Genomic DNA, 16519 nt, shown 5'->3' with positions numbered 1-16519 from the left:
TTGAACAACCTTCCAGTCCGGAATCCCCGAATTTTCGAGGATTCCGGACTGCTGAGGTGTTCAAAGGTGGTCAGATCTAGAGGTTCGGCCCGTTGAGCGCTTCCGCCCGGTAGAGGTTTTCGATGATGGTGTCGGCTTGGGCTGGCCCCATCTTGGGGTACATCGTGCGGAGTTCCTTCACCGCAGCCTCATGTCCGCGGTTGACATGGATGACGCGTAGCCAATTGATCTGCAGTCCGGAGAGGTGCACCCCGACCTTGGAAAACTGTCGGTGTTCGATAATTCGCCAAACGCTCACGGCCGCCTGGGCGAGCGCCAGCACAATGATCAATGGCGCAAAAGTCTGAAGCTGCCGTGGCCAGGTGAAGAACATGGCAGTGAAGATTAGTGCGATCCACAGCGAGCCGGCACCGAATTTCTGCCATCTGAGCCAATCGGGAAACCGTCCGGGGCGTAGCGGCGGGATCTCCAAGAGGTCCGTCTTCTCTGCAGGTGCTACGGAAATGACAGCCGATCCAAGCAGTAGGGTGCCCATCCACAGATATGGGCGACCGGGGTCTGTGATTTCGGGGAGGGAGAGAAGCTCGGACACCATCACCGTGGCGGGCAGGATGAAAGGAAGGGCATCGGCCGCCTGCGCCCGCATCAGCGCCATCGGTTTGGACCGTCGGTCCCATGACAGGATGACGACACCCCGAATCAGGCCAATGACGCCAATGTAGAAGGCCAGGAAAACGATCCTGCCGTTCTGTGGTCCAGCCGGCGCTGTGGCGGCGAGCCACATCCCGGCGCCGCCTTCAAGCAGCAGGGCGCTGCCTGCCACGATGGATACAGGTTTCGCATTCCGGATGACCCGCATGAACTGTTCCTCACCGCCGAGGCAGTTCCCCCTGCGATCATCGAACGCCAATGCTTCGCAAGTGTCAACGATTCCGCCTCCGGATCGCCCGGCTCCCCGACTTTCGCTTTTGGACATGAATGCCCGACGGCGGCAGTCGCCCAAGTGCCGATGTCGAGGCGTACCCTGATGCTATGGGTGCCGAAGTCCTGGATCTCAGGCTCACCACGGGCATCCGGATTCCGTGTCTTGTCCAGGGCGACGCCGATGCGAAGCCGTTGTTGCTGTTACATGCCTGGGGTGAATCCCATCGTAGTTTTGACCGCCTTGTGCCCCTGCTGAGGGGCTTCAGGGTTTACGCGCCCGACCTCCGAGGGCAGGGCGACGCGGAGAAACCCGAGCACGGCTATTCACTGGTAGAACAAGCGGAGGACGCCATCGCGTTCCTCAGTTCCGTTGGTTGAGGTTCACGAGCGGGTCACCCGCTTGCGGGGGCCGCCCTCGGCACCAGTGCGCGCAACCGGAGCCGGGCAGGTTCCTCGACGTACTTGAACAGCAGGTGGGTGGCCAAGGCAATCCCCAGCAGGCACGCAGCCGCGAGCAGGTTTTCCGCCAGCGGACTCGCTCCCTGCGGCCAGTCCCTGATGAGCCAGTAGAAGAGGTAGATGAAGAACATGTGGACCAAGTACAGGCTGTAGGAGCTGTGGCCACCGTACTGCAGCCACCGCGCGGACAACGCCGAGCGGAGCCAGCCCCGGGTCAGGCTGAGCAGGGCGATGAGCAGCGGGAAGGCAAGCACGGCCAGCCGTCCCGGGCCGGGTTTCCCGGCCGTCGCCAGGAAGACGACGACGGCGGTCCCGGTCAGGAGGGCGCCGGGACCGGCCAGGGCAGGATTGAACTTCATGCGGTCAGCGTTCCGTGCGGCTATGCACGCAAAAGCGCCGGCAACGAAGCAGCACGCGATCCGCAGCAGCCATTCATACGGTTGATGCTCGGTGGTGGCGATCGGCAGGTCCGGACCCCAGACCGCCGTCGGCAGGAGGACGAGCACGGAGGCGGCCACTGCTGCGAGCGTATGCAGCCGGCGCAGCCGGAACAGGACCAGTGCGAGCAGCGGGAACGCCAGGTAGGCAAGCCACTCGGCACTCACCGTCCAGCCCGGGCCGAACCAGCTGGCGCCGTCGGTACCGGGTTGGAACCAGAGGTGCATCATCAGCAGCTGCTTGGCCAACCCCCACGGCGACAGGTCCGGGGCCTGGGTCTGGAGGGACCATTCCCGCACGGATTCCTGCGCGGTTCCGTACACGAACCAGAGGCCCAACACGCCCACCACCAGTGCGAACGCGGGCCACATCCGGGCGAACCGGGCCCAGACGAAGTCCGCTGCAGCCCGCCAGCGGAACCGTGGGCCCAGCCGGTCAAGGTATGTGTAGGTGATGATGAAGCCGCTGAGCACAAAGAACACATCCACGCCAAGGTCGCCGTTGGCAATGATCGGGCGGAACAACTCATAGACGGGGGCGAGGAAAGTCTGCTGCATGGCTTGAAGATGGAAGAACACCACCCACAGCGCGGCCACAAAACGCAGTGCGGTCAGCGTCGCGAGATCAGGCCGGGACTGCTTCGGAGCGCTCGTCGGCAGGTGATTCTCCGGCCCGGAACCAAGCGGGGGTGCGCTGTCTGTATCGGGATTCCCAGCGGTCGGATTCGCAGTGGGGGCACGATGCGGAGGCGAGATGACTGAGAACATCCAATTCACCATACCGGACGCACCTGACCGGAGTCTGGGAGCTCCCTACCCAACTAACTCGCAGTAGGTGTCGTTTTCAGCCCTCAAAACGGCATCTACTGCGAGTCAGTTGGGCCCTAGTAGTTCCTGCGGTGCTTGAGCTTCGGGAGCGCGACGGCGAACACCGCCGCCGCGGCCACGCCCAGGACGCCGGTGGCCCAGACGCCCGCGGCGAGGGACACTGCGGCAGTGAGGGCGGAGAGCAGCACGGGTCCGCCGGTGGCACCGGCGTCGGAAATGAACCGCCACAAGCCGAGGAATTGCCCGCGGCCCTTGTCCGGGGAAAAATCGGCTCCGAGCGTCATGATGAGTCCCGAGCTGATGCCGTTCCCGAAGCCGATCAGGAGCGAGGCCAGCAGCAGCCCCACGAAATCGGCGGACGACGGCATCAGGAACAACGCAGCGCCCATGATGAGGGTGGACGGCACAGCGACCCACATGCGCCCCTTGCGGTCCATGAGCTTGCCGGCCGGATAGAACACCAACATGTCGATCGCGCCGGACAGCCCGTAGATCAGCGATGCATGCGTTGCGTCCAATCCCAGGTGTTCCGCCCACAACGGGATGACCACTTGGCGTGAGGCGCGCAGCGCGCTGAGCAGCAGGATTCCGGTCCCGACAGTGAGGAACACGCCCGCGTGGGAAACCGCGACGCCGCGGAGGGTGGGCTCGGGACCCTTGGGCCCGCCGTCGACGTCGTCCGGCAACACGAGGTCCGGGATGGTGAGGGACAGCACCGCGGCGGCTGCCATGCCCGCCACGCCAACCCAATACGCGCCGCTGATCCCGGCGAACTGCATGACGGCCGCACCGACGAACGGGCCGATGAACACGCCGATCCGGGTGACGCCGCCCAGGGTCGAGAGTGCGCGTGCGCGGTAGATGACCGGGACCGCTTCGGTGAGGTACTTCTGGCGGGCAAGGTTGAAGACGCTCGTGGACATCCCGACGACGGTCATCGCCGCGGCGAGCAGCCAAATGCCGTTGTGCGCAAGGAGCGGCGCGAATCCGGCGGCCAACAGGGCAAATGCTCCGGCGGCGCCTGCTGCAACGATGGCCCATCGCTCGCCGAACTTGATAGTGATGAGCGATGCGGGCAGGTTGAAGAACCACGACCCCAAACCGATCAACGTGACCACCAGCGCGGACACGGCCACTGAGGCGCCAAGGTCTCGGGCGGACAACGCCACCACCGGAAGCACCGCGCCTTCGCCGATACAGAAAAGCAACGCGGGCCCAAAGGCGGGCAACGCAATGCTGCGGAGATTGAAGGGTTGAAGGGTGCTGGTGGTCGTCATCCCTTTCATCCTAGGACGCCGCCTCCTTTCCGACGCGCCAAATATCTCTCGCGCAGGGATTTCCGGCTGCGTCAGGCATTCCGCGCGTCATAGGGCTCCTCGCGGACGGCGCCGGGGCACGCCTCCCGCCGCCAGCTTCCGTTCGAACACGCCAGGCGCCGTGAGTTCTGCCCACACCCAACGAACGACGCCGGCCCCGGTGGCGCGGATCCGGTCCTCGCGCAGTTTCTCCTCGACAACGGCCTGAGCGGCAGTCCGTCCCTTGAGGAATTCCGGTTTCAGGTACTTGTCGATGCCATCGAACTCCCCGGCCACCCGCACACCCCTCCAATAGAAGTCCGAATAGCCCACGAGGCCCTCTTCGTCGCGGAATTCACGTTGAAGAACCGGGGCCTCGAATCCGGCGACGTGCATCAACGCCCGGCTGTAGGATTCCCCCGCAGATCCGGACAAGGAATCCGCGAAATCGACCGCCGCTTGGATTCTCCGGATGGCCGCCGCCGTGTAAATTGCATCCGCTCGCTCCAGAAGGGTCTCTTTCGTGATGGCGGGCAATCCCCGTTTGCGGTCGGCTTTGAGCACATGATCGAGGGGAGCGATGGCTTCGACGAACGGAGTAAAAGCCGCCAGGTCCAGTACGGTGCGCACCCTGTCAGTCACCAGGAGTCCCTCGCAGCGATATACCTTGAGACCAGCGGGGTCCGCATAATGGCGGGTTATCCCGGCGCGCGAGCGGCCGCCATCGTTCTGGAGGGTCAGGGCCTGCACCGGATGATGCAGGCCTATGGTGGGAATCCCCCAAACAGACGCCGCCGAGTGCCTCGCGAATATGGTCCGGGCACTGGAAGTTTCGGCCGCAGCGCTGATCCGGACACGGTATTGTTCCCACGGTTTCAGCGCCGCCCACGCAGAGCCGTCAACGTACGCACCTTGGCGGACGCGGTGCAGGGCACCCGCTTTTGCACTCCGGGCGAGTTCCTTGAGGCTCGTTCCGAGAAAAAGGTGATCTCGGCTAAGGATCAGGCGGGGCAATTGGTTCATGACTAAGAAGCTGCCACGTGGATCGCGGCCCGCGACAGCACCGGATTCCTCCATGTGGACAAGTCCCGGGACATCATCCCGACGCGTCCCGTACCTGACGACCCCGTTTTGTCCCTGCGCCCACGGAATTCCGTCAGCGTCAGGAATTTAGCGCAGCGCCTACTTCAGGAAGCTCGCGTTGAACGAGTTCAGGTCCACGTTGATGCCGTTCAGGGTGTGTTCGAACTTCTGCTGGATCCCGACGCGCATGGTGCTTGCCGTGTTCCAGCCGCCGTACTGCACGGGGGCCGGTGCCAGGTAGTTCGCGGTCCAGCGGGCGTAGTTGAGGTTGCTCGTGTCGGTATCCCAGAGGGGCACATCCGAGAATGCGGTGCTGTTGCCCATCAGCCCGGGCCACATGCCGCTGCCGCTGTAGATCACAGGCCGCACACCCAGGCTCCGCACACCATCCACCATGGCCCTCGTCACCAGGGATCCGCCGGGTTCGATGTCCAGGGCGAAGAACTGCAATTGGGACACGTACGGGCCGGCGGCCTTGATCCCGTTTTCCCAGCACGACGCGTCACGCGTGTAGACCGCGATCTTGAGTCCGGCGTCGAGCGCCATCTTCAACTGGGCCTGGGTCTGTTGCCACGGGGTGCACGTGCCCCAGGCGGTCGAGTGCATGACGTACAGCCGGAAGCCCTCGGCGTAGGCCTGCCGGAACCAGTTGGGGTCGGTGATGGCTGCGGTGGTGTCGAGCACCTTCACGGAACCAGCTTGGGGCACGACGACGGCGGGCGCCGGCGCGGCGGCAGGCTGCGGAACGGCGGGAGGTGCTGGAGTCGGTGCGGCGAGCGGCGCTACCTCAGCGGCGGGTGCAGCGTTCGCGATCGGTGCGGGGGCGGCGTCGGGCGCTGTGTCGGCGGAGGGGTGAGTGCCGGTGGCACCCGTCAGTCCGAGGAGAAGCACGGCAGCGAACACGAGCATGAGTTTTTTGGGAATCAAAGGAGGCTCCTGGGTGCTGGCCTCGGGTTCAGAAACGGGCGCAGCGGGGTGTCATGAAGGCACGGGATGTGGTGCACCATGCCCGGGCCCAGTTCCCGGTCATGGCGAGGATGCCACGCAAAAGCGAACGACGTCCAGGTGCAACTCTAGGGAAATCAGGGCAGAACCGACAATTTGCAATCCACGTAGTAGTCGAGTAAAAGCAGCCACCTACCCGCGCAAGACCAAGTAGCGAATAGAGTGTCGCCGGCGTCACGCCAGGCAATAACTAAGTAGCCCCACCCAACTGACTCGCAGTAGATGTCGTTTTGAGCCTTCTAAACGACATCTAATGCGAGTCAGTTGGGCGGGGCCGCCGAAAAGGGAAGGCGCTACACGTACCCGTCCACGATCGCGGCCGCGATCTCTTTGTACGCGCGTCGGGTGTCGGGGCGCAGGACGTCCAGAGTGACCAGGTCACCGTCGGCCACTCCCCTGTCGTGCGGCACGGCAATCAGCTGGCGGCAGATCCCGGAGAGGTGTTCCTCGATGGCGTCCTTGTCCACGCGGGACGACACCTCGTCCTTGTCCGTGATCACCACGATCGCGTTGCGGGCGAGTTCTTCGTAGCCGTGGCTTGCAAGCCACTGAAGGGTGCTGCGGGCACGCTTGGCACCGCTCACGGCATAGCCCGCGGCGATGATGAGGTTGTCGGCCGATTGCAGGATGCCGCTCATCGCATTGTGCGTCACGCCGGTGCCGCAGTCAGTCAGCGCAATGGAGTAGTAGCCGGAGATCAGCTCGCGAATCCGCAGGTATTCTTCGGCGGTCAATGAGTCCGAAACTTCCGGGTCCTGTTCGCCGGCGATCAGGTGCAGCCGGCCGGCGTGGTGCATGTACCGGGCCAGCGCCGTGAGTGAATCGACATTGTCGACGTTCTTGAGCAAGTCCGTGATGGTGCGCGGCGTGGCCTTTTGGTAGATACCCTCGCCCAGGGCGCGCTCGACAAGGTCGCCCGAATCGGGGTTGGCGTCGATGGCGCACGGCGGGTCGCCGCGGAATTCCGCCAAAGTGAGGCCCACGCCCACGGTGGTGGAGGTCTTGCCGATGCCGCCCTTGAGGCTCAGGACGGCCGTGTTGTAGCTGCCTTGGAGCTGGCGGGAAATGCGCCGCGCCAGTTCGTCTTCCTCGCGCTGCTTGGCGCTGGGCCCGAGATTCCAGGCGCCGCCCGTCAGCTTGTAGAGCATGCCGCGGAAGCCACCGACCGGTCGCGGCTTCTGTTCCCGCACGAAGGAACCCGGCGAAGAGATGAAGTCGGAAATCGGAGCATTGGCAGCGGCGGCGCGTCCGGCCCGTGCGGAAGCCGGGGAAACAGCGCCCGACGCCGGTGCTGCCGCCGTCGGGATCGCGCGGCGTGGCTCCGCGGGGCTTGCGTCAGCGCTGGTCGAGTCTGTTACGGCCCCGGCGGACGCGTCGGCGGCCGCTGCCGCTTCAGCCCAGGATCTGCTTTGGAGCGGGGCAGGAGTGGATGCAGGTGCGTCGGAATCGTTCGGCGTAATGATCGGCATGGTTCCCGTCCAGGGGTCACCCTCTTCGCGGCGGCGATCGCGGCGTCGACGAAGTTCGGGCTGCCCTTCGTTTGATGCAGCGGCGCTGGCTTCGTTGTCCACAGAATCCGGCATGGTCTTGTCCCCTAGGACTCGCAGCGTTGTGCGCCGCGGCTCTCGTTTAGATTGCTTCAACCAGCAATTCTAGGTGGCTACGGCCTCAAACCTGACATATGGGCCATGCCGCGCAGTTCGGACCCCGGTTTTGAGCCTGCTTTTGGGCCCGTGCCGGTTTCCACGGGTGCGAGGGTGTCCGGGGCGGGGACATCGCAACTTGTGCCGGCGTCCGTGGAGCAGACGCCTGTTTCGGGCAGCTCCAAGTGGACCGTGTCGGCGGCGGCCTGGTCGCCTGCAAGGGACGCTGCCACGGAACGGACTTGTTCGTAGCCGGTGGCCAGCAGGAACGTCGGGGCGCGGCCGTAGGACTTCATGCCCACGATGTAGAAGTCCTTCTCCGGGTGCGCCAGAACACGGGCGCCGTGCGGGGGCACGGTGCCGCAGGAGTGGAATTCGGGGTCGATCAGCGGGCCGAGCTCGACAGGTGCCTCGACCGCTGGGTCCAGGTTGAGGCGGACTTCGCGCAGGATGTCCACGTCTGGCCGGAAACCGGTGCAGGGAACCACGACGTCGGCGTCCAGGGTGCGGCCGTCAGCGGCTTCGACGCTCACATGGGTCTCCAAGGTCTTGAGCGAAGAGATACCGAATCCGGCGTGCAGTTCGACTTTTCCGGCCTCGACCAGGCGGCGGAGCCGGGATCCGAGCTGCCCGCGCGCGGGCAGCCCATCGGCATCCCCGCCGCCGTAGACCTTCTCCGCCGACGCGCCCCGGACGGCCCACAGGATCGTGGTTCCGGGTTCGTCCTTGGCGAGGTCGGCGAGGTTGATCAGGGTGTTCGCCGCGGAGTGCCCTGCCCCGACCACGAGGACCCGGCGGCCCGCGAAGGATGAGCGGTCCCGGCCCATGACATCCGGCAGGGGCGCAGAGATCCGGCCTGCGGCGGTGTTCTCGCCGATGGCCGCCAGGCCCGAGGCGCCGAGCGGGTTTCGGGTGGACCAAGTCCCCGAGGCGTCGATGACGGCTGCCACGGTGTGGTCTCGGATTTCGCCGTCCTCGTGTTCGACCCGCACAACGAATGGCGTGGTGTCGCGGTCGCGGACGTGGGTTTTGTCGAGGCCGGCACGGGTGACCGCTCTGACGCGCGCACCTGTCTGGAGACGGGAGCTGATGGCCGGAAGGGCGGCCAAAGGCGCGAGGTAGTCGTCGATCAGTTCCCCGCCGTACGGGAGTGCCGTGAGGCGGGGTGCTTTCCAGCCGGACGGCTCAAGCAGGCGAACGGCTGCGGCGTCGAGGTTGAACCGCCACGGTGAGAACAGGCGGATGTGCCGCCATTGGTCGATAGCGGCGCCCGCCGTCGGGCCTGCTTCGAAGACGACAGGTTCCAGGCCGCGTTCAAGCAAGTGCGCGACGGCGGCCAGGCCGACAGGTCCGGCGCCGATCACAGCGATGGGTAGTTTCTTCATTGAATCCAATCCTGTCCTCTGTTTGATCCGTGGCCTCGCTGCGTGTCGTTACGTGGCAGTGCTGAGGGACTCGATCAGGCCCTCGATGCGGGACTTGATCTCGTCGCGGATCGGGCGGACGGCTTCGATGCCCTGGCCGGCCGGGTCTTCGAGGACCCAATCCTCGTAGCGCTTGCCCGGGAAATAGGGGCATTCGTCGCCGCAGCCCATGGTGATGACGACGTCGGATTCCTTCACCGCCTCGGTGGTGAGGATCTTGGGGATCTCGGCAGACATGTCGATGCCAAGTTCGGCCATGGCTTCGACGGCGGCCGGGTTGACCTTGTCCGCGGGCTGGGAACCTGCGGAACGGACCTCGATCCGGCCCTCGCCCAGGGTGGTGAGGAAGGCCGCGGCCATCTGGGAACGGCCGGCGTTATGGACACAGACGAAGAGGACGGAGGGCTTCTTGACGGTCATGAGAGGACCTTTCGATCGGATGCGGAGGCGGGCGCGGAAGCGGGCGTGGGCACAGGCGCGAGCAAAGGCAACGAGGCAACGCTCGGATAAAGGGCACGGACAAGGAAAAGCCCGACGGCGCCGCCCACCAGCTGGGCGAGGATGAACGCCGGCGCGGAGCTCGGGGCGATGCCGGCGAACGTGTCGGTGATCATCCGGGCCACGGTGACAGCGGGGTTGGCGAAGCTGGTGGAACTGGTGAACCAATAGGCGGCCGTGATGTAGCCGCCGACAGCGAAGGCAACCCTGTCAGGCCGCCCGGAGCGGATGGTGCCGAAAATGACCAGCAGCAATCCGGCCGTGGCGATGACTTCGCCGAGCCACAGCCCTCCCCCGGCCCGTTCATGCGTGGAGAGCGTCACGGCATCGAGGCCGAACATCAGGTTGGCGAGCACGGTCCCCGCCAGGCCGCCGGCGAACTGGGCAGCGACCAGTGCCAGCGCGGTGGGCGTGTCCAGGATCCCCAAGGCGCGTTCCACCAAAGTCACCACAGGATTGAATGATGCCGAGACCGGCTGCAGGGCCAGGATCAACGCCACGAGCGCGGCACCGGTGGCGGCGCTGTTCTGCAGGAGCTGCAGTCCGACGTCGTTCGGCGACAGTCGCGAAGCCATGACGCCGGAGCCCACTACGGCCATGACCAGGAAGGCGGTGCCGGCGAACTCGGCCACGGCCCGCCGAACCAGCACACTCACTTGGCCTGTCCCCCGATCAAGGCCGCCAGGCCGGACAGGGCATCGGTACGGGCTCGGTAGTAGACCCAGACACCGCGCTTTTCGCGTTCAAGGAGGCCCGCTTCGTGCAGGACCTTCAGGTGGTGGCTGATGGTCGGCTGCGACAGCTCGAAGGCGTCGTTCAGATCGCAGACGCAGGCTTCGCCGCCCTCATGGGACGCCACGAGGGACATCAGCCGCAGCCGCACCGGATCACCCAGCGCTTTCAGCAGCGGCACGATTCCTTCGGCTTCGGATTCCGACAAGGGCTCCCTGGACAGCGGCGAGCAGCACGCCACCGTCTGGACGGGCGTCAACTCCAATGACATAGACACACGTAAATATTTACATTCGTCAATGTTTAAAGCAAGACCGTTTTATGCAAGGCCGTCTAACGCTAGGCCGGACCGTCGTCAGCGATCGCGGCCGCCGCTGCCGTGATGCGGTTGGCCATTCCCTTGAAGATGACACCGTGGAAGGGCAGGACTGCCAGCCAGTACAACCGTCCGCCCAGGCCCTTGGGGAAGAAGACTGCCCTCTGACGGTAGAGAGCTCCGCCGTCGGCTTCTTCGGCGCGCATCTCCAGCCAAGCTCGCCCGGGCACCTTCATTTCCGCGCGGAGGCGCAGCAGGGAGCCGCGGTCGATCTGTTCCACGCGCCAGAAGTCCAGTGCGTCCCCCGTGTTCAGCCGGGTGGGATTGAGCCGGCCGCGTCGGAGCCCGACTCCTCCGGCGATCTTGTCCATCCAGCCGCGCACGGACCAGGCCAAGGGAAACGAGTACCAGCCGTTGTCGCCGCCGATGCCTTCGATGACTTGCCACAGTTGCTGGGGGGTGGCGGTCGTGAGTTGCTGTTGGTTGTCCTGGTACACCAGGTGGCCGGCCCATTGCGGGTCGCTGGGAAGCGGATCGCTCGGAGCGCCGCGAACGGAGGAGTTCTGCCAGCTGGTTTCGACTTCTCCGCCCGACTCGCGCGCCAACGCCAGGCGAAGTGATTCCCGGTATCCAAGCAGCACGGCGTCGGGCGGCTCGATGTATTGGTGGATGTCCTGTTCTCCGACCACGCAGTTCTGCTGCAGGGATCCGATCAGCGGCACGGCCAGGGAGCGGGGTATGGGGGTGACGAGGTTGACCCACTGGGATGCCAACCATGGGGTCAGGACGGGGAGTGCAATCACCGGCCGGCGCCGCAGGCCGGCTTCCGCGGCGTAGCCGTTCATCATCTCGTCGTAGCGGAGGACGTCCGGGCCGCCGAGGTCGAAGCTGCGGTTGAGTGAGGCCGGGAGTCCGGCGGCTGCGACCAGGTAGTACAGCACGTCGCGGATCGCGATCGGTTGGACTTTGTTCCGCACCCATCGGGGAGCCACCATAAGGGGCAGCACTTCGGTCAGTTGCCGGATCATTTCGAAGGACGCCGAACCGGAACCGATCACGACGCCGGCCTGAAGCACTATCGCGGGCACCTGCGGTTCCGCGAGGAAAATGTCGCCCACTTCCTTGCGGGATCGGAGGTGCCGGCTGAGCGTTCCTTCCGGGTGCAGCCCGCCCAGGTAGATGATCCGTCCGGCACCGGCGTCGGCCGCTGCCCGCGCAACGTTGCTAGCGCAGAGCCTTTCGGTCTCTTCAAAGGACCGCTGGCCCGATGGACCCATCGAGTGCACCAGGTAGTAGATAGCGCCGGCTCCGGCAAAGGCCTCGCGCAGGGAGTCCACGTCCTCCAGGTCGCCGATCATCACGTCCACGCGGGCTGCCCAGGGGACATCCTTGAGCTTGTTCGCGTGCCGCACCAGGACGCGGACGTCGTAACCGGCGTCAAGCAGACGCGGGACGAGCCGTCCGCCGATATAGCCGGTGGATCCCAATACCACTGCAAGTGGATTCATTGTGCCCCTTCCGATGCGTTGGAGCCGGAAACCGGCGTCCTATGCCAGCGTAGCCCTACACCGATCCGGCCCGTTTCCGGCGGTCGTTCTTGCCGCGGAGGTCGCGGTTCAGGCGGCGGTCTCCGTGGTAGAGCAGCGACTCCCAGTCGACCTGTTCCGGGGTTTTGGGAATGATGGCCGGCGGCAGCGCTTTCGCCTTCTTGGGCGCGACGTACAGCCAGTTCAACACGCCAAGGTACATGTCCACTCCGGAGTTGGCCAGCCCGATGTAGGCCCGGATCGCGCCGGCGGCCATGACGGCGTTGAAGGCAGCGAATGCCGCGTTGCCCCAGTTTCCCAGTTCCCAGTTGCGCCAAACCGTCAACAAGGAGAACGCGACGATCAAGTAGGGGGCCAGGACGTAGAGGGCCGGAGCCGCGGTACGGTCCTTGACCTTAGGGGTGCGGACGAACGGAATCTTGTCCCCCGTGAGGGCCTGCTGGAGGGACTTCAGGACGCCGGCAAGATTGACCGGCAGGAGAACCAGGTTGAAACCATAGATCCGGAAGATGTCGCTGAACCGGTGCCCGCAGTCCCGCAGGTCGCTCCCCATGGCCAGGAAATAGGGCAACGCGGCAAGGAAGACCAAGGGGCTGAGGAGGCGGCTGTCGTAGGGGTACGCGAGGAGGAACAGCAGCCCGAAGCTCGCCCAGGTGATCGAGGCCATGTAGTTGACCCGCAGGAGGATTTCGCGGAAGAGGACCGGCCTGGCTTGGCCTCGGCGCTTGCGGATCTGCTCCCAGAGTTTCGGCAGGATCAACAGGCCACCGTTGGCCCAGCGCCGCCTTTGCACCACGAGCGATCCGAAGTCGGGCGGGGTGGCGCTGTAGCTGAGCCTCTCGGGGTAGTTCACCAGGGTCCAGCCATGCTTGCCGAGGTCCACGCTGGACTCGGTGTCCTCGATGACGGTGCGGTCCTGGATGTAGGTCCTGACTTCAAAGCCACCCACCGTGGAGATCTCGACGATGTCTTCCAGCGCGCGTTTGCGGATCACGGCGTTCGCTCCCACCCAGAACGTGGCGCCGTATTGGGTCATCCCCTGGTGCTGGATGTGCTGGATATCCGTGGTGGCGCCGGCGATGCGTTCGATACGGGTAGGCGCTCCCCGGAAGGAGGAATAGGGCGTCTGGGTCACGGCCACCTGCTCGTTGCCCGGGGATTCGAGGAGGTGGACCAGGCGGAGGCAGTAGTCGCGCAGGAGCATCGAGTCCGCGTCCAGGGTCAGGACGTACGTCGTGTCGGGGATCGAGAGCGCATCGCCGTCGTCCATTCCCCCGGGCCGCAGGACGGTACCGTCGGCCGTGTGTTCCGGATGCCAGGTCCCGCCCATAAGCGAGAGGTAGGCGTTCAGGTTCATGGCCTTGTTGGCCTCGTGGGAGAGGCTGGCGAAGCGCTTCCGCTCGAACGTGGACACCCTCGCGTTGAAGATCCAGGTGAGCCGTGCGTAGAGTTCGGCGATGCGTTCCGGGCTGGGCGAGGCCTGCTGTGCCCTGGCGGAGGTAAGGGCCAGAATCACCAGTCGTAGTTCCCGGGCAAGGCCCATGAGGACCAGGTCCACGAAGAATTCATCCACGTGGTCCTCGACGGACTCGGTCTCGGCCATTGCTTCGAGCCACTCGGCAGCGTACTGGTATTCGGCGATGAGCCGCTCCACTTCGGTGCTGGCGTCTGGCCCCGCTTCCAGGCCGGGTTCTTGATCACGACGACGGCGGTACCTCGCGTAGGCGTCGTTGACCCTCGCCGCTGGTTCCTTGAGGGTTTCCGTGATCTGACCGGCGAGCGCGCGGGTGGCTTCCAGGCGCCCCAGCACCTCGGGGTCTTCCGGGAAGGGCGGGTCGTCGAGCAGCAGCACGACGCTCAGGTCCGGGAATTCCTGCAGGACCGCGGACCACATGGTGCCGCGGACTACTTCCGGTTCTTCTGCGTAGGACGGGATCAGCACGGTGATGCCGTCGGAGTAGTCGAAGAAGTGCCGGTCCAGTTCCCCACGGGGTACGCGGCGGTGGGCGCGAAAGCGTGTCAGGGCGGCTTGGCGGGCGGTGAGGTACATCAACGCCGAGAACGTCAGGAAGGACACCACCACCAAGTAGGAGAAGGTTTCGGCGCCGAAGCGGAAGCCGGCGCCGGGGTTGTCCACCAACTGCTTGAGCACCGTCGTGACCACGTAGCCGAGCCAGGCAAGGATGGTGGTGAGGACGCCGATCCGGCCGAGGACTATTTTCCGCCGCGATGGTGCCGGATGGACGATCGAGAGCGGTTCAGATCGTTTTTCTGCGCCCCATTGACGCTTTCGGACTTTTGCGGACTGCCCGTCCGCCGTTCCCTGCTCATCGGGCCGAAGCAGCACGATCTGATCCGACATGAATCCCCATTCGCGGTCCGTGTGCCCCCAGTGGGCACGCGGCACAATGCAGGCGTAATGTGACGGCCCGCACTACAGTGCGCCCCTATGATAGGCGAACGACGTGGAGTTGGGATAAGACTCGTGGAAATGCTACGCCAAGCTGCGGAGCTGCCACTCGAGTGAGGTCTTTCCCGGACATCCGCGACGTCCTATTCGAATCCTCTGGGGGTATTTCTGTGTCGAAGCGCTTTCCCGGCCGCCGGCTGTCCGTCCTGCGGCTGGGCATCCTTTGCGTCATCGTGATCGCGGCGGTCACGGCGGGCTACCTCGGCCTCCGCAACGTTCAGGATGTCAGTGCCGCGGCCTCCATGCCTTCGGTGTTCTCCGGCTACGTGGACGTGACGGCGACGCCGCGGTTCGCCTTCGAGGACCCGGCGGTACCCAGCGCGAAAGCCGTGGTGCTGTCCTTCGTCGTCGCCGATCCGAAGCGGGACTGCGCACCGTCCTGGGGTGCCGCTTACAGCCCGGACCAGGCAGCCTCCGATCTCGACCTGGACCGGAGGATCGCCCGGCTCCGCCAGCTTGGAGGGGCCACAGCGGTTTCCTTCGGCGGAATGAACAACAGCGAACTCGCGGTTTCCTGCAAAGACACGAAAGCCCTGACCGACGCCTACCGGCAGATTGTTGACCGCTACGACGTCGCGACGATAGATCTCGACGTCGAAGGCGTCGCCTTGGGTGACACGGCCGCCGCCGACCGACGGGCGCAAGCCATTGCCGCCCTTCAGAAGGAACGCACGTCCAGCGGCAAGCCCCTCGCCGTATGGCTTACCCTCGCGGCCGACCCGAACGGCCTCACGAGCCAAGGCCAAGGGATCGTGGCTCATACCCTCGCTGGCGGGGTGGAACTCGAGGGCGTGAACATCATGACGATGGACTTCGGCGCCAGCAAACCGGCGGCCTGGAGCATGTCCCGCGCCGCTGAATCAGCTGCGGATGCTGCCCACGGACAGCTTGCCGCCCTTTACCGCGACGCCGGAACTGACTTCGGCAGCGAAACCCTGTGGCGTAAGCTCGGCTTGACCGTCATGGTCGGGCAGAACGACATCGCCGGCGAAATTTTCACCCTCAATGACGCCGCCACCATGAACAGCTTCGTCAAGGACAAGGGCCTCGGCAGGTTGTCGATGTGGTCCATGAACAGGGACAGGACGTGCAGCCCCAACTACCCCGATTTGAGCAAGGTTTCTGACAGCTGCAGCGGAGTAGTCCAAGGCTCCCAACTGTTTTCGGCCACCCTTGCCAATGATGTGGCGCTGCCTACGTCCACTGCGGTTCCATCGTCCACGGCTACTCCTTCGAGCGGTGCCACGGCTTCCATCACCGATGATCCGGCAACAAGCCCGTATCCGGTGTGGAGCGCCTATGCCGCCTACGCCGCTGCGGACAGGGTGGTGTGGCACGGCAGCGTCTATGAGGCAAAGTGGTGGACCCGCGCCGATGTCCCGGACAACCCGGTCCTGCAGGGCGGTGCCACCCCGTGGAAACTCGTGGGTCCGGTGCTCCCGGGAGACAGGCCCAGCCCCAAAGCAACGGTGCCTGCGGGAACCTTCCCGGCCTGGGTGCCGGAAACCGTTTATCACAAGGGCGACCGCATTCTCTTTGAAGGATCCGCGTTCGAGGCCAAGTGGTGGACTCAAGGCGACAGCCCGGAAGCCGCAGTCCAGGGCGCCCCGGACTCCCCCTGGGCAAAATTGACCCCAGCCCAGATCTCCACTCCATCCCCCACCGCGCCGAGTTCCTGAACCTGAACTTACGCGCGAACTGGCAGCCCGCTCCCTGCGGGCATCTACTGCCAATTCGTGATGGAGTTTTACCGGATCATCGAGTCCGGGGGCATGGGGAAGGGATTGCCACCAACACGGTCAGCAACCTGGTGCAGCAAATGGTGACTGCGGGCCTGGTCGAACGCACCCCTCGGCCG

14 protein-coding genes are annotated in these 16519 nt (G+C 65.1%); 2 read left to right on the top strand and 12 right to left on the bottom strand.

The features are described 5' to 3' along the window. Positions 1-76 precede the first annotated feature (76 nt). Positions 77-859: a hypothetical protein gene (locus KNN17_RS00365; protein WP_241707002.1), complete on the bottom strand. Its 783-nt coding sequence runs from the start codon at positions 857-859 to the stop codon at positions 77-79. 173 nt (positions 860-1032) lie between these two features. On the opposite strand from KNN17_RS00365, the gene KNN17_RS00360 reads away from it, so the two are divergent. After that, complete coding sequence (locus KNN17_RS00360) at positions 1033-1302, top strand: alpha/beta fold hydrolase (protein WP_241707001.1); 270 nt, start codon at positions 1033-1035, stop codon at positions 1300-1302. Positions 1303-1316: 14 nt separating this feature from the next. Here the strand turns inward: KNN17_RS00360 and KNN17_RS00355 are convergent, their stop codons facing one another. The 11 genes from KNN17_RS00355 to KNN17_RS00305 form a co-directional block, all read right to left on the bottom strand. Continuing rightward, entirely contained in the window at positions 1317-2588 is a 1272-nt protein-coding gene (locus tag KNN17_RS00355) for an acyltransferase family protein (protein WP_241707000.1), read from the bottom strand. 116 nt (positions 2589-2704) lie between these two features. Continuing rightward, complete coding sequence (locus KNN17_RS00350; RefSeq protein ID WP_241706999.1) at positions 2705-3925, bottom strand: MFS transporter; 1221 nt, start codon at positions 3923-3925, stop codon at positions 2705-2707. Positions 3926-4012: 87 nt separating this feature from the next. Continuing rightward, positions 4013-4966, bottom strand: coding sequence for a hypothetical protein (locus tag KNN17_RS00345; protein ID WP_241706998.1), 954 nt, complete (start codon positions 4964-4966; stop codon positions 4013-4015). Between the two features lie 159 nt (positions 4967-5125). Further along, positions 5126-5953 carry a hypothetical protein gene (locus tag KNN17_RS00340; RefSeq protein ID WP_241706997.1) on the bottom strand — a complete coding sequence of 276 codons (828 nt, stop codon included), beginning with the start codon at positions 5951-5953 and terminating at the stop codon, positions 5126-5128. 371 nt (positions 5954-6324) lie between these two features. Next, positions 6325-7614 (bottom strand): MinD/ParA family ATP-binding protein, encoded by a 1290-nt coding sequence (locus KNN17_RS00335; RefSeq protein WP_241706996.1) that lies wholly within the window; start codon positions 7612-7614, stop codon positions 6325-6327. Between the two features lie 77 nt (positions 7615-7691). Next, positions 7692-9059: an NAD(P)-binding domain-containing protein gene (locus tag KNN17_RS00330; protein WP_241706995.1), complete on the bottom strand. Its 1368-nt coding sequence runs from the start codon at positions 9057-9059 to the stop codon at positions 7692-7694. A 48-nt stretch (positions 9060-9107) separates the two neighbouring features. Continuing rightward, a complete protein-coding gene (locus KNN17_RS00325; protein WP_241706994.1) occupies positions 9108-9518 on the bottom strand; it encodes an arsenate reductase ArsC in 411 nt (136 codons plus the stop codon). Beyond that, the gene (locus KNN17_RS00320; RefSeq protein WP_241706993.1) at positions 9515-10252 is read right to left on the bottom strand and encodes an aquaporin; all 738 of its coding nucleotides are present in this window, start codon (positions 10250-10252) and stop codon (positions 9515-9517) included. Before KNN17_RS00320 ends, KNN17_RS00325 begins: the two co-directional genes overlap by 4 nt. Beyond that, positions 10249-10599, bottom strand: a complete 351-nt coding sequence (locus KNN17_RS00315; protein ID WP_241707149.1) for an ArsR/SmtB family transcription factor — start codon at positions 10597-10599, stop codon at positions 10249-10251. The genes KNN17_RS00320 and KNN17_RS00315 overlap by 4 nt, the downstream gene beginning before the upstream one ends. A 68-nt stretch (positions 10600-10667) precedes the next feature. Continuing rightward, on the bottom strand, positions 10668-12152 hold the full coding sequence (locus tag KNN17_RS00310) for an SDR family oxidoreductase (RefSeq protein ID WP_241706992.1): 1485 nt from the start codon (positions 12150-12152) through the stop codon (positions 10668-10670). A 55-nt stretch (positions 12153-12207) separates the two neighbouring features. Further along, the gene (locus tag KNN17_RS00305) at positions 12208-14553 is read right to left on the bottom strand and encodes a glycosyltransferase family 2 protein (protein ID WP_241706991.1); all 2346 of its coding nucleotides are present in this window, start codon (positions 14551-14553) and stop codon (positions 12208-12210) included. Positions 14554-14771: 218 nt separating this feature from the next. On the opposite strand from KNN17_RS00305, the gene KNN17_RS00300 reads away from it, so the two are divergent. Continuing rightward, complete coding sequence (locus KNN17_RS00300; RefSeq protein WP_241706990.1) at positions 14772-16340, top strand: chitinase; 1569 nt, start codon at positions 14772-14774, stop codon at positions 16338-16340. Positions 16341-16519 lie beyond the last annotated feature (179 nt).

It is taken from the genome of Arthrobacter bambusae, assembly GCF_022606295.1.
GTDB classification, from domain to species: domain Bacteria; phylum Actinomycetota; class Actinomycetes; order Actinomycetales; family Micrococcaceae; genus Arthrobacter; species Arthrobacter bambusae_A.
Note: the sequence above shows the minus strand (reverse complement) of the source record. Positions and strands in the feature narration are given on the sequence as shown.

Bases quoted from the DNA above. Each gene is read 5' to 3' on its own strand.
- KNN17_RS00365 (WP_241707002.1), bottom strand. From the start codon at position 859: ATGCGGGTCATCCGGAATGCGAAACCTGTATCCATCGTGGCAGGCAGC.
- KNN17_RS00360 (WP_241707001.1), top strand. From the start codon at position 1,033: ATGGGTGCCGAAGTCCTGGATCTCAGGCTCACCACGGGCATCCGGATT.
- KNN17_RS00355 (WP_241707000.1), bottom strand. From the start codon at position 2,588: ATGTTCTCAGTCATCTCGCCTCCGCATCGTGCCCCCACTGCGAATCCG.
- KNN17_RS00350 (WP_241706999.1), bottom strand. From the start codon at position 3,925: ATGACGACCACCAGCACCCTTCAACCCTTCAATCTCCGCAGCATTGCG.
- KNN17_RS00345 (WP_241706998.1), bottom strand. From the start codon at position 4,966: ATGAACCAATTGCCCCGCCTGATCCTTAGCCGAGATCACCTTTTTCTC.
- KNN17_RS00335 (WP_241706996.1), bottom strand. From the start codon at position 7,614: ATGCCGGATTCTGTGGACAACGAAGCCAGCGCCGCTGCATCAAACGAA.
- KNN17_RS00330 (WP_241706995.1), bottom strand. From the start codon at position 9,059: ATGAAGAAACTACCCATCGCTGTGATCGGCGCCGGACCTGTCGGCCTG.
- KNN17_RS00325 (WP_241706994.1), bottom strand. From the start codon at position 9,518: ATGACCGTCAAGAAGCCCTCCGTCCTCTTCGTCTGTGTCCATAACGCC.
- KNN17_RS00315 (WP_241707149.1), bottom strand. From the start codon at position 10,599: ATGTCATTGGAGTTGACGCCCGTCCAGACGGTGGCGTGCTGCTCGCCG.
- KNN17_RS00310 (WP_241706992.1), bottom strand. From the start codon at position 12,152: ATGAATCCACTTGCAGTGGTATTGGGATCCACCGGCTATATCGGCGGA.
- KNN17_RS00305 (WP_241706991.1), bottom strand. From the start codon at position 14,553: ATGTCGGATCAGATCGTGCTGCTTCGGCCCGATGAGCAGGGAACGGCG.